Source organism: Actinosynnema sp. NPDC004786, from assembly GCF_053601135.1.
Genome location: NZ_JBSGBG010000044.1, coordinates 56,831 through 75,959, shown reverse-complemented (window position 1 = coordinate 75,959; position 19,129 = coordinate 56,831). Strand labels below are relative to the sequence as shown.

Here is a 19,129-nt window from a genome sequence, read left to right as displayed (position 1 = left end):
ATCCGGTCGACGTAGGCACGGGCGGCGGAGTCCGGGTCCGGCGTGGTGAGCCTGGCCGCCAGCGCTTCGACCAGCGCGGCGGGCACGACGCCGTCGGGTCCGGCGTCCCGCGCCACGGCCACCAGGAACCGCAACGGCCCCGTGGCCGCCACGTCGACCTGCTCCTCGCGCGTGACGTCGACCCGTGACGGCGGGGCGTCCGGCCCGGCGTCGACCAGGGTGTCGCGGCGGAACACCACCCGGCCGTCGTGCTCGCGCAGGCCGGGCGCGAGCCGGTGCGGCCGGTCGCGGAACGCGCCCACCAACCGCGCCAGCAACAGCCGGTTCACCTCCGTGTGCGCCACCGGTTCCGCTTCGGGCCACGGCTCGTCACCCCACGATCCCCAGCCCACGTGCGTGTACCACGACAACGGACTCGTCTTCGACGTGGCCCGCAACGCATACCGCAGCACCGTCGCCTCCACCTTGCGCGCCCGACGATCCGGCACACCACCCGCCACCGCCGTCCGCCCCAGCCCGTGCAACAGATCGGCACCGGTCACCACCCCGGCCAACCGCACCGACTCCTCGCCGCACAACCCCGCCAACACCGCGCGCTCGGCCGCCAACGCACCCGGCCACGCCACCGCCACCGCCCCGATCGCCACGTCCAGCGCCGCACGTTCGGCCAACCACCGCGCCACCGACGGCACCCGCACCGGCAGGTCACCCAACTCGGCCAGCAACGCGGGACGGGGAGCACGGTCGTTGTGCACATCCCGCCGCAGCGGCAACACCACCCGGCGGTGGAAGTCGGCACCGTGACCACCGGCGCTGTCGTGCAACGCGTCGGTCACCTCCGCCGCGAGCCCCCGAACACGGGAATGCGCTGCGACCGCGGCCGTCATCGCCGCACGGAAAGCCGCCGCGCCCGCCGGAGATCCCGGGTAGGGCAACGCCGCCACGCGCACCAACACGTGCGACGCCAACTCGGTGGTGATCACATCGGCCACACGCGCTCCCCCTGCGGACGGTCGGGGGCGTCGGAACCGACGCCCCCGACGTGGAACACCGGCGTGCCGCCACGACCCGTGGTGGCCCGCGCCTCAACCGGCCGGACCGACTACTTCTTGGTGTCGATGTGCGGCCGGGTGTGGGAGCAGCACGAGCACGACACGCTCGCCACCGCGGGTTCGCCGTCCGTGAACGTCGCGTCGGCGATGGTCGTCACGGCCAGTTCGTCCAGGACCAGGTCCTCGACGTCGAAAGTCAAGTCCATGGCGTCCTCCCTCGTTCAGTTCGGAGTGGGGCATTGCAGCCGCGACCCTAAGCGGATTGATCGGAGACCGACAAGAGCCCCGAACCCTATTCCAAGGATTCGAGAAAGGAATCGCGCCGGTCGTTCGGGCGAATGCGATCGGTTCGAACGGGTGCCCCTGTTCGGACGCCCACCGGGTGTGCTCGGGGTAATCGCGCGGTACGTGCGGCGAAGTGCCCGATACCTCGTGTAGATTGCACTCCTCACAGGTCGGCGGCCTGTGGAGGGTCGGGTTCGTGGGCCGAGTGGCCGATGCCCGACGTCCGCCGTTCGTCGGCTGTCATTCGAACCGGGACTTCCCGGCCGGGAGTGCGGTATTCCGAATGCGTGGAACGGCGGCGATCCGGAAATGGGTGGCCGGGTGCGCTGTGCGGTCATTTGGAGGGAGTTGTCGCACGCGACCGGTGGCAGCGCGGTGTTCGCCGCCACCGGTCGCGCGTCGCTCACGCCTTGTCGGCAGTCACCCGGCGGATGCGGTGGTCATCGGCATTCCAGGGCCACGTCGTCGAGCCTGATGAACTTCCCGGCTCCCGTGTCGTTCCCGAAAATGGCCTGCACGAACACCTTGTTCACGCCGTTCAGGTTGATCCCGGACGTGACGATGCGCTGGTAGCCGTCGCCGGCGAGCCAGGGTGCGGTCGTGGCCACCAGGCGCCAGCCGTTGGGATCCCAGATCTGGAGTTCTACCTGCGCGCCGCCGTCGACCGGCTCCGCCCAGATGCTCGCCGTGCAGTTGCCCCGCGGCCAGGTGTCGATGGTGACGCCGTACCGCTCCGCCGCCCAGCCGTGGGCGGCCCACAGCCAGCCGTTGTTGGCGCCGTTGTGAGCGAGGCCCTGGCCGTAGTTGACGTCGGCGGCGGCATCACCGCTGGTGAAGCGCTCCCACCGGGACCACGGGTCGCCCTCGAAGCCGTCCGAGGCGCTCGCGTAGGCCTTCGCGGTCGCCCCGTCGGTCGTGGTTCCGGTGGGCTGTCCCGCCGCCGTGCCGGTGAAGACCGCGGCAGCGGCGAGCGCCGCAGCGAACAGTCCACTCAATCGTGTGAATTGCATGGTGAAGTCCTCCTGGTGTAATCACGCCGTAGGTCTTCGGCCACGGAAGAGTGCGTCGGCGGAACGCCGGAAAACAGGATTCGGTCCGTTCAGCGGACTGCGGTCGGGGATTGCCGACCGATCAACAGGGGGCGGCATGGGAAGAGGGGTGCTCGAAGGCGCGTTCTCGGTGCTCGAAGAGCTGATCGACGCCGGGGAGTCCGGGCTGAGCGAGTTGGCGGCCCGGACGGGGTTGCCGAAGACCACCGTCCACCGGCTGCTGGACCAGCTCGTCCGGCTGGGGGCGGTGGAGCGCCGGGACGGCCGGTACCGGACGGGGGTGGCGATGTTCCGGCTCGGGTCCGGGTGGCGGCTGGGCGCGGACCTGCGCTCGGTGGCGCTGCACCCGATGCGGCAGTTGGCGGCCGCCGTCTCCGGGGCGTCGGTGGTCGTGGCGGTGCCGGACGGCGAGTGCACCTTCATCGTCGGGGCCTGCCACGGCGAGGCGCACGACGTGCTGCCGCTGCGCGCCGGGGTGAGGTTCCCGGCGGAAGGCGCGTGGCGACAACTGTTCCGGCTGGCACGGGACGAGGACGGAGTCCTTCGCACCTACGAGTCGACGTGCTCGCAGGACGTGGCCGGGGTGAGCGCCGCCGTGTACTCGGGTCGGGGAGAGGTCGTCGGGGCGGTCTCCGCCTCGGTGCTCGACCGGCGCCGCGTGCCGGCCATGGTGCCGGCGGTGCGGCACGCCGCGCGGCTGGTCAGCGCGAGCCTCGCGCGGATCGGCCGGACCGTCGGGTGAGTGCGGGGCGGGGCGGGTGATCGCGGGCGAGGGTGACCGGACCGCCGTGCGCGCGTGCGCGTGACCGCCCGCGGTTCGCCGAAGGCGGTGCGCCGCGACGACGCGCGGCACACCGCCTCCCCGCACGACGACCCGGGGCGTGGCACTCGGCGGATCCCGATCCGCCCGCACGCGCTCACCGGCCCCGGGTCGGGTCCTCAGTACGGGTTACCCGGCACGTTGAGGCGCACCTGGTAGAGGCCGAACGAGCCGGGGACGCCGGAGGTGATGTAGAGCGTCCGACCGTCCGGACCGCCGAACGCCGCGTTGGTGGTGTTGCGGCCCGCCGAGATCGTGCCCAGCAGCGCCCCGGACGGCGAGAAGACCCGCACGAGCCCTTCCTCGTACGACGCCCAGTACAGGTTGCCCGCGCAGTCGATGGTCGCGCCGTCGGGCGTCCGGATGCTCGCGAACGTGGTGCGGCTGCCGGTGGAGCCGTCCGCGGCGACCGCGTACTTCACGATCGAGTTGCTGCCGCCGACGTAGAGCGTCCGGCCGTCGGGGGACAGGACGACGCCGTTGGGCTGCGACAGCGTGTCGTCGACGAGGCTCACCACGCCGTTGCGCACGCGGAAGACGCTGGTCCGGCCGCCCTGCTCGTCGGCGCGGTTGCCGCGCTGGAAGTTGGGGTCGGTGAAGTAGACGGTGCCGTCCTGGCCGATGGTCAGGTCGTTGGGGGAGTTGAACGCGCGGCCCTGGTAGTTCGCCGCGACGGTGGTGCGCGCGCGGTCGGCCAGGGTGTAGGAGGAGACGGTGCGGTTGTCGTGGGTGGCGGCGAGCAGCCGGGCGCCGTCGGGCGTGATCGCGAGGCCGTTGCTGCCGGAGTCGGCGATGAACGTCTCGACCGTGGACGGCGGCGTGAACCGGAGCACCGAGGACGGTTGCACGCCCTGGGGACCGGTGGGGTTCTGCATGTTCGACAGGAACAGCGTGCCGGTCCGCTGGTCCCAGGTGGGACCTTCGAGGAAGCTGAACCCGCCCCGGACGAGCTGGGCCGTCACCGACCTCGCCGGCAACGGTTGGCCGTAGACCGCGCCGGGCGTGCACGGCCAGGCGGTCGCCGCCGGGGCGGACGCGGCCGGCGCGGCGGGGACGACCACGCCCGCGAGGGCGACGGCCGCCGCGGCGAGCGTCCGCGTGCGGTGGCGGCGCGGTGTCGTGCGGTGAGTCATGGGGAGACTCCCTTTCGTGGTGGCGGCCGGGTTCATCGCCCGAGTTCGACCTTCAGGATGCTTTCGTTGCTGTTGTTGGGGATGCTGTCCTTGTCGCCGCGGGTGCTGGTGGTGAGCCACAGGTGGCCGTCGGCCGAGGGCTCGACGGTGCGCAGCCGCCCGTAGGAGCCGGTGAGGTACTGCTGGACGTTGGTCAGGCTGTCGCCGGAGATGTCGGCCCGGTACAGCCGCGCGCCGCGCAGGCAGGCGATGTAGAGCGCGTCCCGGACCACGGCGATGCCGCTGCACGAGGCGTCGGCCACGGGGTAGGTGCGCTTGGGCGCGACGAAGCCGGGCTGGTCGCAGCTGCCGGTCGTGCCCTCGCAGGCGGGCCAGCCGTAGTTGCCGCCGCGGACGATCAGGTTCGTCTCGTCCATGACCGAGTTGCCGAACTCCTGCTCCCACAACCGGCCCTGCGAGTCGAAGGCCAGGCCCTGCGGGTTGCGGTGGCCGTAGCTCCACACCGGCGTGCCGAAGGGGTTGTCCGACGGGACGCTGCCGTCGCGGTTGATGCGCAGGACCTTGCCGGCGAGGTTGGCGCGGTCCTGGGCCCACTCGCCGTTCTGCCCGTCGCCGGTGGCGATGTAGAGCTTGCCGTCCGGCCCGAACCGCAGCCGCCCGCCGTTGTGGTACTTGTTGCGGGGGATGCCGGTCAGCAGCACCTGCGGCGAGCCCGCGAGCGCGCCGTCGGTGTAGCGGATGCGCACCACCCGGTTGTCGGTGGACGTGGTGTGCATGACGTACACCCACGGGTCCGCGGTGAAGTCGGAGGCCACGGCGATGCCCAGCACCCCGCCCTCGCCGTCGGTCCCGGCCGCGTTCGGCACGCGGCCGACGACCGTCTTCGCGCCGGTGGCGGGGTCGAGGCGGACCAGTTCGAAGGTGTCGCGGCGGCCGAACAGCACCTGCCCGTCGGGCAGGGTGGTCAGGCCCCAGGGCAGGTCGGTCTCGGTGGTGACCCTGGTGACCGCGCACAGCGCCGTGGCGCAGGCGGCGCCGGTGGTGACCGCGACCGCCGCGCTCGGCGTCGAGCGGTTGGCCTGCGCGTCGCGCGCCCGCACCCGGTACTCGTAGCGCGTGTTGGCGGCCAGGCCGCTGTCGGTGAACGACGTCGTGGTCGCGCCGCTGGTCGAGCCGACCTGGACGCCGTCGCGCAGGACCTCGTAGCCGGTGACGCCGACGTTGTCGGTGGCGGGCGACCAGCGGACCGTGACCGAGGTGCCCGACGCGGTCGCGGTCACGCCGGTGGGCGTGCTGGGCGGCGTGGTGTCGGCCTGGCACTGCGGCACGGTGATCGTGACCGTGGGGCTGGCCTGGGACACGTTGCCGGCGGCGTCGCGGGCGTTGACGTACAGGCCCCAGGTCGCGCCGGGGCTGACGGTGAGGTCCGCCGACAGCGCCGTGCCCGGCACCGAGGTCATGAGCTGCCCGTCGTGGTAGACGTCGTAGAAGGCCACCGCGACGTCGTCCGTGGACGCCGACCACGAGAACGTCACCCCGGTGCAGGTCAGGTTCGACGTGCGGGGGTTCGCGGGCGCGGTCGGCGGCGTGGTGTCCGCGCCGAGCCGGACGAGCTGCCACTGCTGGTTGGCGGCGCCCGTGTCGGGGAGCTGGACGAGCCGCGCGCCGTCGGCGGTGGAGGAGTTCAGCACGTCCACGGCCTTGCCGCTCGCCCGGTTGAGCAGGCGCACGTAGCCGCCGGCGGAGTCGGCCAACCGGAACTGCTGGCCGGCGAGGTTCGCGTCGGTCGTCTGCACGAGGCCGGCGCCGTCGGCGGTGGACGGGAAGCTCAGCACCTTGCCGCTGTGCCGGGACCTGATCCGGTAGTAGCCGCCGCCGGAGTCGACGAACTGCCACTGCTGCCAGGCGCCGTCGTTGCGGCTGTACTGGGAGATCCGGGCGTTGTTCGCGGTGCTGCGCCCGTACACGTCCAGCACCTTGCCGCTGGCGCGGTTGACCAGCACGTACGAGGCGCCGGTGTCCACGGTGGCGGCCGACGCCGCGGGGACCGGGAGCACGGCGCCGAGCACCGACAGCGCCACCACCCAGACCGCTCGGCGTCGCGGTCGGCGGACGGCGTTCTTCCTGCTCGCGAGGGGATCTCGCATGGTCTTCCTCTCACGGGACGCAAGGCCAATCGCCTTGTTATCGCTAACAAAGGGAGGCGGCGGAATGCCGCGTCGATGGCGGTCGACGTGCACCGAAGGGGGTCGAGCGGAAGTGTTCCTAGACGCGCCGGACAGCGGTCGCGGAGGGGACCTGGCCGGGTCTCACGCGGAACGGGACCGACCCAGGGCTGGTTTGCGCACGTGGAACCATGCTTCGCCTCCTTGCGAGCAGGGTGCGTGGTGGTCGCCGGGTCGGTTCGACTGGGAGCGTTCCCAGAGGCACCGTAGCGCACGGCGTTCGCGGTCGACAAGGCCGTCGGTCGGGTACCACGCGATCGTGAGCGCTAACATCGAGGCTCAGCGGAGGAAGTCCACCACGGCCGTCCGGAACCCCGGACCGCCCACCGTCGTGCCGTGATCACCCCTCACCACGTGGAGCCGCGCGTCGGGGATGGCGTCGACCAGCACGTGGGGACGCCGGGCGAACGAGTCGTCGTCGCCGACGATCACCAGCGTCGGGGCCGTGATCGCGGCGAGGTCGATGCCGCCCTGGTGCGCGGCGCGGGCCTGCGCGGCCAGGGAGGGGAAGTCGGCCCCCACCGCCCGGGCGAACGCGACCATGCCCGCGACCTCGGGCGGCAGGGGACCGGGTTCGTCGGCGAGGAACGCGTCGGCCAGGACGTCGTTGGGCAGCACGCGGGTGTCCACACCGCCGACCTCGACCACCCCGGCGCCGACCCCGCCGACCACCAGCCTGCGCACCGCGGGCTCCTCGGCCGCCGTGAGCAGGGCGATCACCGCACCCATCGAGTAACCGACGACGTCCACCGCCTCGGCCCCGAGCGCGCCGACGACCGCCCGCAGGTCACGCGCCATCCGCGGCTCGCCGTACCGCGCGGGGTCCGCCGACTTCCCGGACGACCCGTGCCCGCGCGCGTCGATCCCGACCACCCTGCGCCCGACCCCGGTGAGCGCCGCGACCACGCCGCCGGCCTCCCACTCGACGAGGGTGTGGGCGGAGAAACCGTGCTGCAGCACGACCGGCACGGGGTGCGGCTCCACGCCCGCGTCGGGCTCCCAGAGGTGGAAGGCGATCCGGGTGCCGTCGTCCACCACGAGTTCGGACGTCCGCGACGCGACCGCGTCGGTCATGGGCTGCCTCCGGCGACGTGCTCCGCGGCGCCGGTCGGTCGAGCCGGCGGCGACCACCGTACTTCCCCCGGCGGCCCCGGCACGACCCGCCGACAGGGCCGTGCGGCGGCCGCCGGGCGTCGTTGCCCGACAGCCGCCGCACGGGTCCGGGGTCAGCAGGCGCCGTTCGACTCCTTCAAGCCGTTGTTGGCGCCCGCCGTGCGGCTCACGATGTCGGGCACGCACTCGGTCCGGTCCAGGGTGTAGCCGTAGGGGATGCTCACCGTGGTGGTGGACTTGACGTCCGGACCGGCGGGGTTGGTCTCGCTGTCGCGGGGCGACCAGGTCACGTTGTCGAAGATGTTCCCGCCGACCTGCCAGTACCCGGCCTCGTCGGTGTAGAACGTGCCGAGGACGTCCTTGGAGTTCTTGAAGTAGTTGTTGTCCACCTTCGCCTTCGCCCCGGCGCGGGAGTTGATGCCGGATTCGTTGAGGCTCACGTAGTGGTTGTTGTAGATGTGCGCGATCCCGCCCCGCAGCAGGGGGGTGCGGGAGTCGATGTTCTGGTACAGGTTGTGGTGGAACGTGACGAAGCCGTTGGAGCGGTCGCTCTCGCTGGACCCGATCAGCCCGCCGCGACCGGAGTTGCGCAGCGTGCTGTAGGACAGGGTCACGTACTGCGTGTCGTCCTTCATGTCGAACAGGCCGTCGTAGCCCTCGGACTCGCCGCCCGACGCGAGCAGGTTGACGTGGTCCACCCAGATGTTGCGCACACCGCTCTCCATGCCGATGGCGTCGCCGCCGTTGGACGTGGGGGAGCCGGACTTCTTGACGTTCTGGATGGTGACGTTGCGGATGATGATGTTGCGGGACTCGCGGATGTGGATGCCGATCTGGTCGAACACCGCCCCGGCTCCGACGCCGATGATCGTGACGTTGCTGATCCGCTTCAGCTCGATGACACCGGCCGCGGTCTCGCAACTGCTGCCCGAGACCTTGGCGGTGTTGCCGTGGTTGATGGTGCCCTCGACCTGGATGGTGATCGGCGTCGAGCTGCTAGCCCGGCTGCACAGGGCCTGGTGGATCTGGGTGCCGGTGGTGGCCCGGACCGTCGCCCCGCCCTGACCGCCGGTGGTCCCGCCGTTCTGCGACGCGTACCCGGTCGCGACGCCCGCGGGCGGGTTCGAGGTCGTCGTGGTGGTGGTCGTCGTGGAAGTCGTGGTGGTCGTGGTCGTGGTCGTGGTCGACGTCGAGGTGGACGTGGACGTCGAGGTGGACGCGGAGGTGCCGGTGGTGTGCCCGGTGCACGTCACGCCGTTGAGCTTGAACGACGTGGGCGAGGGGTTGGAGCCGGACCACGAGCCGTTGAAGCCGGGCGTGACCGACGCGCCCGTGGCCAGCGAGCCGTTGTAGCTCGCGTTGCGCACCGTCACCGCGCTGCCGGACTGCGAGAACTCGCCGCCCCACAGCTGCGTCACCCGCTGCCCGGCCGGGAACGACCACTCCAGCGTCCACCCCGACAGGGCGTCGCCCAGGTTCGTCACGGTGACGTTGGCCCCGAAACCGCCCTGCCACTGGCTGGTCACCGTGTACTCGACCCGGCACCCGGCGGCCGCGTTGGCGGCGGAACCGGCCGCCACCACCAGGCCGGCGGTCAGGGCCGCCACCGACACGGCCGCGGCCACACCGGCGGTCCGGCTTTTCGTGCGCTTGTCCATGCGCAGACTCATGCGTCGCCTCCTTGCGAGCAGGACTGACCCACAGCGATCCCCGACGGCACCGATCGCGCGACAACGGCGAAAACCACCGGTGACGCCGCTGTCTGGGAGCGCTCCCAGCGAGCATTGCGCAGGCTTGCGAAACAAGCAACAAGATTCACGGTGATGAACGGACCGGGGCGTTCACCTGCGTGAACACCTCAACCTTCGGGAGCCGGCCGGGTCGCGGCACCCAATTCCGCTTCACCCACGTAACCGCCGGAAGAAAGATTCCGACAAGGCGCGGTTGGGGGTCCCGGCGCATTTCGGGGAAACGCGCCGCGCCCCGGTTCACGCCCGGTCGATCTCACCGCGCAGGTGGGCCACGATCGCGTCGACGGTCGGGAAGTCCCACGCCAGCGTGGGGTCCACGAGGATCCCCCAGCGCTCCTCGATGTCCACGCACAGCCCCATGGCGTGCACGGAGTCGAAGCCCAGCGACCGCAGCGCCACGTCCGCGTCGACCCGCGACGGGGGCAACCCGAGGTAGCCCGCCACCGTGTCCACCAACCACGCCCTCAACGCCTCGTCAGACACGCTTCCCCTCCCGGTCGGCGACGACGGCGGCGACCGCGGGCGACAGCACGCTGTGCAGCGCCGGCAGACCGCCACCGAGGAACAGGTCCCGCATGTGCCCCCGGCGCACCTTGCCGCTCGTGGTGCGGCGGACCGTGCCCGGCCGCACGACCACGATGCTCACGGACACGCCGACCTGCCGGGTCACCACGTCGAGCACGGTGTCGGCGAACTCGCGCGGATCGGCCCGCGAGGCCCGGCGCACCTCCTGCACCAGCACCACGTGCTCGCCCGCGTCGGCGTCGCGCACGCCGAAGGCCGCGCCCGTGCCCGCGTCCGGGTGCGCCTCCCGCGCCGCGAACTCGATGTCGTGCGGGTACAGGTTCCGGCCGCGGACGATGATCAGCTCCTTCAGCCGCCCGGTGACGTACAGCTGGCCGTCGAGGAGGAACCCCAGGTCGCCGGTCCGCAGCCGGCGGCCGTCCGGGCCGGCGACGAAGGTGGCGCGCGTCGCGGCCGGATCGCCGTGGTAGCCCGCGGCCAGGCTCGGCCCGGCCACCGTGATCTCGCCGATCACGCCGTCGTCCAGGGCCGCGCCCGTCACCGGGTCGGCGATGCGGACGTCCATGTCGCCCGGCTCGCCGCACCCGACCAGGGGCACGCCGGCGGCGTCCGGCGTGGGCACGACCCGGCCGGCGGCCAGCGACGCCGCGGTGAACGTGCGGACGGTCGGGCCGCGGCCGCGCGCCGTGCAGGTGACCACCAGCGTGGACTCGGCGAGCCCGTACCCCGGGTTCAGCGCGGTGCGCCGGAACCCGACCGGCGCGAACCTGTCGACGAACGCGTCCAGCGTGGAGATCCGGATCGGCTCGGCGCCGCTGACCGCCATCGTCAGGCACGACAGGTCCAGCCCGGCGAGTTCGTCGTCGCGGATCCGGCGCGTCGCCCACGCGTAACCGAAGTCCGGGGCCACCGTCCAGTCCACCCGGTGGTCGCTGATGGCGCGCAACCAGCGGATCGGCCGGGCGACCACGGACTCCGGCGAGAGCAGGACCAGGTCCGCCCCCGCGTGCAGGGCCTGCAACTGCAGACCGACGAGCCCCATGTCGTGGTGGTGCGGCAGCCAGCCGCCGATCCGCCGGACGGGGACGTCGCCGCTGATCCTCCGGAACACCTCCAGGTTGTGCGTCAGGCCCCCGTGCGTGACCTCGACGCCGCGCGGCCGGCTGGTCGACCCGGAGGTGTACTGGAGGTAGGCGACGGCGCGGGGATCCACGTCCGGCGGTCGCCAGGAGTCGGGGGGCGCCGTCGCGTCGAAGGTCCGCGCCGACAGGTCGGCCAGCGCGGCCACGTGCGCCTCGTCGGTGAGCACCAGGCGTGCGCCGGAGTCCTCCAGCAGCAGGTCCACCCGGTCCACCCGCGACGAACCGGACAGGGGCAGCGGCGCGGGCACCGCCACCGCGCCCGCGTACAGGCAGCCCAGGAACGCGACGAGGAAGGCCAGCCCGGCGGGGTAGAGCAGCAGCACCGGTTCGCCCGCCATCCCGGACCCGGCCAGCCAGGACGCCACGGCCCTGGCCCGGCGGTCGAGTTCGAGGTGGGTCGCCACGACCGCCGGACCGCCGTCGGGGAGGTAGGCGACCGTCCGGTCGGGGCGCGGGCGCGCGCGGAAGCCGGTGACGAAGTCCGTCATTCGGGCAGCCCCTCGCGGACGTACCAGGAGATGAGCAGGTCGAGGATCCGGGGCGTGACGGGCGGCGGCTCGGCGTCCGCGCGGGACTCGAACCCGTACTCGTAGCGCAGGTAGGGGGAGGTGAACTTGCAGCGCATGTTGACGATCGCCTCGAACCTGTCGAACGGCTCGGCCTCGACCTCCGCGGCGGTGACGGCGACCAGTTCGACGGGCAGGTGCGCGGAGATCGCGGCGAACAGGTCCGGCACCGGCACCGCGACCGCCGGCACGAGGTGCCGCACCGGCCGGTCGAGCGGGCCGCCCGCCAGGGCCAGCAGCCGGTCCACGGTGCCGTCGATCGGGGTCAGGTGCAGCGCGGCCCTCGGGTGGCAGACGAAGCGGACGCGTCGGCCGGGGGTGCGCCTCGCGAACAGGGCGATCACCCGGAGGAAGTCGTACAGCCCGAGGTCGGTCAACGCCCGACCCGTTCCGGAGTGGCCGACCATGACACCCAATCGAGTGACAAGCACGTCACCTCGCTGCGCTAACCCGGTCCGGGAGAGTGCTACCTCGGCCATCCTCTTGGAGTGTTCGTAGTCATTTCTGAACTCGGACGGGTGACCGTATTCGGGCCATTTCTCCAACGCTCTACCGTGCGTGGTCCCGTGTTGGTACGCCGTGCTGACGTGGACGTACCGGGAACCGGGTTTCGCGTGCCGGGTGAACGCCGCCACAACGTTGGCCGAGCCGATCACGTTGACGGCGTGCAACTCGGCCTCGCGGCGCGGGAAGAAGGTGATCAGAGCGGCGCTGTGCCAATATGTGCAAGGCTCGGAAAATACATCGGGGCCTGATATTCCCAGCTCCGGTTCGGCCAGCGAGAACGGTCTGACCTGCACTTTCTCCACCAGGTCCGGGTTCAGGTGCAGCGTGGTCAAGGCGTCGGAGATCCTTCTCCGGACCACTTCCCCGCTGGCGCGCGCCAACGCGATCACCGAGTCGCCGCGCGCCACGAGCGCGCCGATCAGATGGGAGGCCACAAACCCATTGGCGCCATCTACCACGTGGTCTGCCATCGACAACCTTCCTGTGGCCCCGTCGCGGACAACAGCGTTAGTATCGCCGGATCAATGCCCCGGGAGAAAGAGTGGCACGCCATGCTCAACGAACTCCTGAAGCGGAAACTCGCCCACCTCTTCGCCCTGCTGGACGTGGATGACGACGGCACCATCGACAGGATGGACTACACGGCTTCCGCGGACCGGCTCGTCACCGCGTTCGGGTACGCGCCGGGCTCGCCGGAGAGCGAACGCGTCCGGGAGCGCTACAACACCCTGTGGGAGGAAGTCACCCGTCCGATGGACACCGACGGGGACGACCGGGTCGACGTCGACGAGTACTCCTCGGGGATGGACCGGTTCGTGACCGAGTCGGACGACGGCTACCGCACCCACATCGCGCCGGTCGCCGACGCCTTCTACGACCTGATGGACGTCGACGGCGACGGCCGGATCACCAGGACCGAGTACGTGCGCATGGCGGCCAGCGCCTTCCGCCTGTCCGAGGACGCGGGCAACACCGCGTTCGACAAGCTCGACCTGGACGGCAACGGCTGGCTGGACCGCGCCGAGCTGCACGCCGCCAACGAGCAGTTCTTCCGCAGCTCGGCGGAGGACGCCCGGGGCAACTGGATCTTCGGCCCGATCGCCGCCTGACCGGGACCTGTCGGGTGTGGGCCTTCCGTCCGCGCCACGCCCGGCAGTATCCGGCCCCCGGCCCCCGGCCCCCGGCCCCCGGCCCCCGGCCCCCGGTCCCCGGTCCGGGCTCCGGGTTCCTGGCCCCGCTCCAGGGCTCGGAGCTTCGCGCCGCGTGCTCGGGGCATCGGGACCAGGGTCTCAGGCTCTCGGCCGCGCCTCTCGGTGCCGGTGTCCACCGATGCAGGGGCTGTGGCGGGGTCGCAGTGTGGGGAGGAGGTCGGAGCGGGAGCCGCCGGTCGCCGGTGGCGTCGCCGCGGAGCACCGTGACCGCCGTTCAACGCCTGGTGAACCGTAAGTAAAGTAACCTGGCAAAGGCGGCGGAGGGAGGGTCCGTGGCGAGGAGCCCGGTCTGGGCGAGCCGGCCGAAGACGCGTGGCCTGGTGCTGGACGTGATCAGGGCCGCGCGGACGATCAGCCGGGTGGAGCTCGCCGCGGCGACCGGCCTCACCGGGGCGACGATCTCCGAGGTCGTGCGCGAGCTGCTGGGCGACGGCCTGGTGGTCGAGGTGGGGCGCGGCGCATCGACGGGTGGCAAGCCGCGCACGTTGGTCCAGCTCAACCCGTCCGCCCGGTACGGCGTGGGCGTCCAGCTGGAGCGCAACGCGTGCGTGATCGTGGTGGTCGACCTGGCCGGCCGCCCGGTGGCGCGGACGTCGTTCCGGGGCGTGGCGTCGATGTCGCCGGAGCAGGCGTTGCCGCTGGTGGCCTCCCAGGTGGACGCCCTGCTGACCACGGCGGCCGTGGAGCGCGACAAGGTGCTCGGGGTGGGCCTGGTCAGCTACGGCCCGCAGGACCGGCGCGCGGGGGTGCTGTTGACGCCGCAGCCGACCGAGGAGTGGTCCGACTACCCCGTCGCCCGGCGGCTCTCGGAGGTCCTGGGCCTGCCCGTGCTGCTGGACAACGACGCCGCGGCGGCCGCCATCGGCGAGTACTGGATGGGCGCGGTCGACCCGCGCAGCACCTACGGCTGCATCTACATGGCCACCGGGATCGGCGGCGGCGTGGTGGTCGCCGGCGAGGTGTACCGGGGCAGCTCCTCGAACACCGCGGAGATCGGGCACATCTCGGTCGACGTCCACGGCGAGGAGTGCACCTGCGGCAACGTCGGGTGCCTGGAGAACTACGCCGGGCCCTCGGCGGTGGTCCGGCAGGCGTTGGCGACGCCCGGCCTGGCCCGGCGGCTGGCGCTGGACCCGGCGGGCGAGGACTTCCTGAGCGAGTTCTCGCGGATCGCGGCGGCGGCGAACGCCGGTGACGCCGAGGCCCGTGAGCTGGTCGAGCGGTCGGCGCGCTACCTCGGGCACGCCGCGGTCACCGTGGCGGCGCTGTTCGACCTGGACGCGGTCGTGCTGGCCGGGCAGAGCTTCGCGGTCGCGGGCTCGATCTACCAGTCGGTGATCCAGGAGCAGTTGGACCGGCGGTTGTTCGCCCGGCGGGCGCACCCGGTGCGGGTCGTGCCGTCGGTGAACGGGTCGGACGCGGCGGCGATCGGCGGAGCGGTCCTCGTCCTGCGGAACGAGCTGACCCGGGGCCGCTCCGGGGACGAGCCGCGCCCCGTGCCGCACGCCGCCGTCGCCGGACCGGCCGGGCCCGCGGGCGAGGTCTGACCGCGCCCGGCGAACACGGGCCCGGGTCGGCGCGACCGCATTATTAGGCCGCCTGATTAACCGGTCAATACGACGGATGGCCCTGCCCGATCGGCGGCACTGCGGCATGCCGGGACGGCGTTTGCCCAGGGTATTGACTTAATTCGGCTAACTGAGTAACCCTCGGCGGTGGTCTGGCCCGAACCCGCGGGACGTGCGGCGGGCCGCAAGTCACCTGCACAAAGGAGTGCCGATGTCAGGAAGAGTCCGAAAGCGCCGCACCGCGCTCGCCGCGGTGGGTGCCGTGGTCTCCATCGCGAGCACGGCCCTGATGGCGGCGGGCGGGTCGTGGGCGAGCGACGCGAGCGCGGCCCCGGCGTTCGCGTGCCGGGTCGACTACGCGACCAACGACTGGGGCAGCGGGTTCGGCGCCACCGTGACCATCGCCAACCTCGGTCCGGCGGCGGTCACCGGCTGGGCGCTGACCTACAGCTACACCGGGAACCAGACGCTCCAGCACGGCTGGAGCGGCGTGTGGTCCCAGTCGGGCAGGAAGGTCACCGTCGCCAACCTGGGCTGGAACGCCACCATCCCGGCGAAGGGCAGCGTCAGCGCGGGGGCGAACTTCTCCTACAGCGGCGGGAACGCCAAGCCGACCGACTTCGCCGTGAACGGGGCACCGTGCACCGGCGTCAACCCGACCACGACCACGACCACCACGACCACCCCGCCGGGTGACGGTCGCGCGCCGGCGCTGCGCGTGTCCGGGAACCGGATCGTCACCGCCGACGGCACGCCCTACCGGCTGCTGGGCGTGAACCGCTCCAGCGGCGAGTTCGCCTGCGTGCAGGGCAAGGGCATGTGGGACGGCGGCCCGGTGGACCAGGCGTCGGTCGACGCGATGAAGACCTGGAACATCCACGCGGTGCGGATCCCGCTCAACGAGGAGTGCTGGCTGGGCGTCAACGGCTCGCCCGGCGGCGCGACCTACCAGCAGAACGTCAAGGACTACGTCAACCTGCTGGTGGCCAACGGCATCAACGTGATCCTCGACCAGCACTGGACCTGGGGCGCGTACACCAACAGCCCGGACTGGCACTGCAAGGACGAGCACGCGACCTGCCAGAAGCCGATGCCGGACGCGCGGTACTCGCCGCAGTTCTGGGCCGGCGTCGCGTCCGCGTTCAAGGGCAACGACGCGGTCGTCTTCGACCTGTTCAACGAGCCGTACCCGGAGATGGCCGCCGACTGGGACAAGACCCTGGGCTGGCAGTGCTGGCGCGACGGCGGCGCCTGCGCCGGCCTGCCCTACGAGGTCGCCGGCATGCAGGACCTGGTCGACGCGGTCCGGTCCACCGGGGCGACCAACGTCCTGATGCTGGGCGGCCTGGAGTGGGCCAACGACATGCGGGAGTGGTTGGCGCACAAGCCGACCGACCCGGCGAACAACCTCGCCGCGTCCTGGCACGCCTACAGCTTCAACGCCTGCGCCACCGAGTCGTGCTGGGACGCCCAGATCGCCCCGCTCGCCCAGCAGGTCCCGGTCGTGCTCGGCGAGTTCGGCCAGGACGACTGCGGCTTCGACTACATGCAGCGGGTGGTGGACTGGGCCGACGCGCACCACATCGGCTACCTCGCGTGGACCTGGAACCCGTGGGGCTGCACCACGGGCGCGGTGCTGATCAAGGACTGGAACGGCACGCCCGAGCCCGGCGTCGGCGAGGGCCTCAAGGCACACCTCCTCTCCGTCACGCCCTAGCCACCGCGCTCCTCGGCCGGCCCGCCACCACCCCGGCGGGCCGGCCGACGCCTTCCGCCGACCGGCGCGGATCACCCGGTCGTGCGAAGGGTCGCGCCCGCGTCGGGAACACTCGCCCGGCGGCGCGCGAGACTGGGGCGACCGACCGCGAACGGAGGCGCCATGGCGATCGACCCGCAGGAGATCTACGGCCGCTACCTCCGGGCCGGCGCGCTGGGCCGGGACGCCGACGCGCTCGCCGCCCTCTTCGCCGAGGACGGCGTGCTGGAGTCGCCGCTGGTCCCCGAGGGGCACGTCCACCCCAGGCGGCTGGTCGGCCGGGAGGCCATCCGCGCCGGCATGGCCGCCTACTACCGCCGGTCCGCGGGCGCGCCGGGCACGGTCGACGTGGCCAGGTCCCGGTACGTGCTGCACCGGACCGACGACCCGGACGTGTTCATCGCCGAGGTGGACCCGGTGTTCGACGTGGCCGGCCGGACCGTGGCGCTGTCCCTGGTGCAGATCTTCCGCCTGCGCGACGGCGAGATCACGTTGCTGCGCGACTACTTCGCGCCCGACGCGGTGGTGTGACGCCGGGGACGCGCACCGGGCGGGGTTGACACCCGAGGCTAACGGCATTAGCTTTTTGGCTACAGACGTTAACCGAGCGGGGTGCATGGGCATGACCGAGTTCCTGGAGATCGACGGCGGACGGCTCGCCTACGACGTGATCGGCGAAGGGCCGCTGATCGTGCTGGCCCACGGCATGGGCGACAACCGCGCCGCGTACCGGGACATGGGGGCCACGCTCGCCGGGGCCGGGTACCGGGTCGCCACCGTCGACCAGCGCGGTCACGGCGAGTCCAGCGCCGACTGGACCTCCTACACCCGGACCGACTCGGCGGAGGACCTGCTCGCCGTCGTCCGGCGGCTGGGCGGTCCGGCCGTGCTCGTGGGCCACTCCTTCGCCGGCGGCGCCGTCGCCATCGCGGCCGCCCGGGAGCCCGAACTGGTCACCGCGATCGTGCAGATCAGCCCGTTCACCCGGGCGCAGAGGGCGGACTTCGGCGGCCTGGTCCGCAACGCCCGCTACCGCAAGGGCATGGCGTTGCTGCTGGGCGCGGGGATGTTCCGCAGCGTCGGGCTGTGGCTGCGCTACCTCGACCACGCCTACCCCGGCGCCCGGCCCGAGGGCATCGCCGAGCACATCGCCGCGGTCGAGGCCGACCTGCGCCGACCCGGCCGGATGGCGGTGCTCGGCCGGATGGGCACGTCCGCGCCCACCGACGCGGGCGCGGTGCTCGGCGACCTGCGCTGCCCCGCGCTGGTGGTCGAGGGGTCGCTGGACCCCGACTGGGCCGACCCCCGCGCCGAGGGCGAGGGCGTCGTGGCCGCCATGCCGGCGGGCCTGGGCCGGGTCGAGGTGATCGAGGGAGCGGGCCACTACCCGCACGTGCAGTTCCCGGCCGAGGTCACTGCGGCGGTGCTGGCGTTCCTCGGGGCGGGCGCCCGTGGCTAGGGCCGCGCTGTCCGCCGCCGCGGTCGTCGACGTGGCGTTGCGCCTGGTGGACGAGGAAGGCGTCGCCGCCCTGACCCTGGCCGCGGTGGCCTCGCGTGCGGGAGTGGCGACGCCCTCGCTCTACAAGCACGTCCGCAACCTGGCGGAACTGCGCGCGCTCATGTCCGCGCGGATCATGGACGAGCTGTCGGAGCGGATCGGGAGCGCGGTGCTCGGCCGCTCCGCCGACGAGGCGGTCCGCGCGCTCATGACGGCCTGGCGCGACTACGTGCTGGCGCACCCGCACCGCTACGCGGCGCTGGGCCAGGCGCCCGAGCCGCGGGTCGCGGAGGCCGGGGAGCGGCTGATCGGCGTCATGCTGGCCACCCTGCGCGCCTACGACCTGGACGACACCGCCGTCGTCCACGCGGTCCGGTGCCTGCGCGCGGCCGTGCACGGCTTCGCGGTGCTCGAAGCGGAGCGCGCGTTCCAACGGCCCGAGGAGCTGGGCGAGACCTACGACATGCTGATCCGCATGGTGGTCGCCGGTTTGGGAACGGCGGACCGGCGTCCCTGAACCGGTGACGGGACACCGGAAACATGTGGACCATTCAGTAGCGAAGTGCTCGGATATTCGGGCGACCCGGGTCGTTCCTTTCGGTCGCCCGCCGCGCGGTGGTGCGCATTCCGCTCACCGCGCCCCATTCCCGGCGGCCATCCGGGTGAAGATGCGCGGTGTCGCGTAGCGGCCGGTCCGGGAGTGGCGATGACCGGTTCGGAGGTGGGGTTGCCGTCTCCCGGACGATTCCCGGGAGGGCGGGTGGTCCGGCGTCGGCCGCCCGTGGCGAAGGCGGGCGGATCCACCGCCGGAATCCGGGTGGTCCCGGATCGCATCGAACCGGTGGCCGGGCGCGGCTTCCCGGTGATTCCCGCCCGGCCGCGACGTCGTGGCCGATCACCGTTGCCGACGTAGTCAACCTTGGGGGCC

General features: G+C 72.4%; 17 protein-coding genes. 7 read left to right on the top strand and 10 right to left on the bottom strand.

The features are described from left to right. The 3 genes from ACWEFJ_RS31120 to ACWEFJ_RS31110 form a co-directional block, all read right to left on the bottom strand. On the bottom strand, window positions 1–992 hold a 992-nt coding region (locus tag ACWEFJ_RS31120; protein ID WP_449715928.1), incomplete at its 3' end, for a lantibiotic dehydratase. Window positions 993–1,102: 110 nt separating this feature from the next. Then, window positions 1,103–1,258: a hypothetical protein gene (locus ACWEFJ_RS31115; RefSeq protein ID WP_378098257.1), complete on the bottom strand. Its 156-nt coding sequence runs from the start codon at window positions 1,256–1,258 to the stop codon at window positions 1,103–1,105. A 519-nt stretch (window positions 1,259–1,777) separates the two neighbouring features. Then, window positions 1,778–2,347, bottom strand: a complete 570-nt coding sequence (locus tag ACWEFJ_RS31110; RefSeq protein WP_449715927.1) for a hypothetical protein — start codon at window positions 2,345–2,347, stop codon at window positions 1,778–1,780. A 136-nt stretch (window positions 2,348–2,483) separates the two neighbouring features. Between ACWEFJ_RS31110 and ACWEFJ_RS31105 the strand changes: the two genes are divergently transcribed. Then, a complete protein-coding gene (locus tag ACWEFJ_RS31105) occupies window positions 2,484–3,128 on the top strand; it encodes a helix-turn-helix domain-containing protein (RefSeq protein ID WP_449715926.1) in 645 nt (214 codons plus the stop codon). Between the two features lie 197 nt (window positions 3,129–3,325). On the opposite strand, the gene ACWEFJ_RS31100 is transcribed toward ACWEFJ_RS31105, so the two are convergent. From ACWEFJ_RS31100 to ACWEFJ_RS31070, 7 genes are all read right to left on the bottom strand, one after another. Beyond that, a complete protein-coding gene (locus ACWEFJ_RS31100; RefSeq protein ID WP_378098263.1) occupies window positions 3,326–4,339 on the bottom strand; it encodes an SMP-30/gluconolactonase/LRE family protein in 1,014 nt (337 codons plus the stop codon). A gap of 32 nt (window positions 4,340–4,371) precedes the next feature. Continuing rightward, window positions 4,372–6,486 (bottom strand): PQQ-dependent sugar dehydrogenase, encoded by a 2,115-nt coding sequence (locus ACWEFJ_RS31095; RefSeq protein ID WP_449715925.1) that lies wholly within the window; start codon window positions 6,484–6,486, stop codon window positions 4,372–4,374. Between the two features lie 357 nt (window positions 6,487–6,843). Next, the gene (locus ACWEFJ_RS31090) at window positions 6,844–7,638 is read right to left on the bottom strand and encodes an alpha/beta fold hydrolase (protein WP_449715924.1); all 795 of its coding nucleotides are present in this window, start codon (window positions 7,636–7,638) and stop codon (window positions 6,844–6,846) included. Between the two features lie 152 nt (window positions 7,639–7,790). Then, window positions 7,791–9,347, bottom strand: coding sequence for a cellulose binding domain-containing protein (locus ACWEFJ_RS31085; RefSeq protein ID WP_449715923.1), 1,557 nt, complete (start codon window positions 9,345–9,347; stop codon window positions 7,791–7,793). A gap of 318 nt (window positions 9,348–9,665) precedes the next feature. Next, window positions 9,666–9,911 (bottom strand): acyl carrier protein, encoded by a 246-nt coding sequence (locus tag ACWEFJ_RS31080; protein ID WP_449715922.1) that lies wholly within the window; start codon window positions 9,909–9,911, stop codon window positions 9,666–9,668. After that, window positions 9,904–11,583, bottom strand: a complete 1,680-nt coding sequence (locus ACWEFJ_RS31075; protein WP_449715921.1) for a fatty acyl-AMP ligase — start codon at window positions 11,581–11,583, stop codon at window positions 9,904–9,906. The genes ACWEFJ_RS31080 and ACWEFJ_RS31075 overlap by 8 nt, the downstream gene beginning before the upstream one ends. After that, complete coding sequence (locus tag ACWEFJ_RS31070; protein ID WP_449715920.1) at window positions 11,580–12,638, bottom strand: SDR family oxidoreductase; 1,059 nt, start codon at window positions 12,636–12,638, stop codon at window positions 11,580–11,582. Before ACWEFJ_RS31070 ends, ACWEFJ_RS31075 begins: the two co-directional genes overlap by 4 nt. 54 nt (window positions 12,639–12,692) lie before the next feature. Here ACWEFJ_RS31070 and ACWEFJ_RS31065 point away from each other — a divergent pair, with 54 nt between their 5' ends. The 6 genes from ACWEFJ_RS31065 (at window position 12,693) to ACWEFJ_RS31040 (ending at window position 18,718) form a co-directional block, all read left to right on the top strand. After that, window positions 12,693–13,277, top strand: a complete 585-nt coding sequence (locus ACWEFJ_RS31065) for an EF-hand domain-containing protein (protein WP_378093481.1) — start codon at window positions 12,693–12,695, stop codon at window positions 13,275–13,277. Window positions 13,278–13,651: 374 nt separating this feature from the next. Continuing rightward, entirely contained in the window at window positions 13,652–14,926 is a 1,275-nt protein-coding gene (locus ACWEFJ_RS31060; protein ID WP_449715919.1) for an ROK family transcriptional regulator, read from the top strand. A 232-nt stretch (window positions 14,927–15,158) separates the two neighbouring features. Next, on the top strand, window positions 15,159–16,664 hold the full coding sequence (locus ACWEFJ_RS31055) for a cellulase family glycosylhydrolase (protein ID WP_449715918.1): 1,506 nt from the start codon (window positions 15,159–15,161) through the stop codon (window positions 16,662–16,664). Between the two features lie 162 nt (window positions 16,665–16,826). Next, on the top strand, window positions 16,827–17,234 hold the full coding sequence (locus tag ACWEFJ_RS31050; RefSeq protein ID WP_449715917.1) for a nuclear transport factor 2 family protein: 408 nt from the start codon (window positions 16,827–16,829) through the stop codon (window positions 17,232–17,234). A gap of 91 nt (window positions 17,235–17,325) precedes the next feature. Continuing rightward, entirely contained in the window at window positions 17,326–18,162 is an 837-nt protein-coding gene (locus ACWEFJ_RS31045) for an alpha/beta fold hydrolase (protein WP_449715916.1), read from the top strand. After that, window positions 18,155–18,718: a TetR-like C-terminal domain-containing protein gene (locus ACWEFJ_RS31040; protein WP_449715915.1), complete on the top strand. Its 564-nt coding sequence runs from the start codon at window positions 18,155–18,157 to the stop codon at window positions 18,716–18,718. Before ACWEFJ_RS31045 ends, ACWEFJ_RS31040 begins: the two co-directional genes overlap by 8 nt. Window positions 18,719–19,129 lie beyond the last annotated feature (411 nt).

Bases quoted from the DNA above. Each gene is read 5' to 3' on its own strand.
- ACWEFJ_RS31115 (WP_378098257.1), bottom strand. From the start codon at position 1,258: ATGGACTTGACTTTCGACGTCGAGGACCTGGTCCTGGACGAACTGGCC.
- ACWEFJ_RS31110 (WP_449715927.1), bottom strand. From the start codon at position 2,347: ATGCAATTCACACGATTGAGTGGACTGTTCGCTGCGGCGCTCGCCGCT.
- ACWEFJ_RS31105 (WP_449715926.1), top strand. From the start codon at position 2,484: ATGGGAAGAGGGGTGCTCGAAGGCGCGTTCTCGGTGCTCGAAGAGCTG.
- ACWEFJ_RS31100 (WP_378098263.1), bottom strand. From the start codon at position 4,339: ATGACTCACCGCACGACACCGCGCCGCCACCGCACGCGGACGCTCGCC.
- ACWEFJ_RS31095 (WP_449715925.1), bottom strand. From the start codon at position 6,486: ATGCGAGATCCCCTCGCGAGCAGGAAGAACGCCGTCCGCCGACCGCGA.
- ACWEFJ_RS31090 (WP_449715924.1), bottom strand. From the start codon at position 7,638: ATGACCGACGCGGTCGCGTCGCGGACGTCCGAACTCGTGGTGGACGAC.
- ACWEFJ_RS31085 (WP_449715923.1), bottom strand. From the start codon at position 9,347: ATGAGTCTGCGCATGGACAAGCGCACGAAAAGCCGGACCGCCGGTGTG.
- ACWEFJ_RS31075 (WP_449715921.1), bottom strand. From the start codon at position 11,583: ATGACGGACTTCGTCACCGGCTTCCGCGCGCGCCCGCGCCCCGACCGG.
- ACWEFJ_RS31070 (WP_449715920.1), bottom strand. From the start codon at position 12,638: ATGGCAGACCACGTGGTAGATGGCGCCAATGGGTTTGTGGCCTCCCAT.
- ACWEFJ_RS31065 (WP_378093481.1), top strand. From the start codon at position 12,693: ATGCCCCGGGAGAAAGAGTGGCACGCCATGCTCAACGAACTCCTGAAG.
- ACWEFJ_RS31055 (WP_449715918.1), top strand. From the start codon at position 15,159: ATGTCAGGAAGAGTCCGAAAGCGCCGCACCGCGCTCGCCGCGGTGGGT.
- ACWEFJ_RS31050 (WP_449715917.1), top strand. From the start codon at position 16,827: ATGGCGATCGACCCGCAGGAGATCTACGGCCGCTACCTCCGGGCCGGC.
- ACWEFJ_RS31045 (WP_449715916.1), top strand. From the start codon at position 17,326: ATGACCGAGTTCCTGGAGATCGACGGCGGACGGCTCGCCTACGACGTG.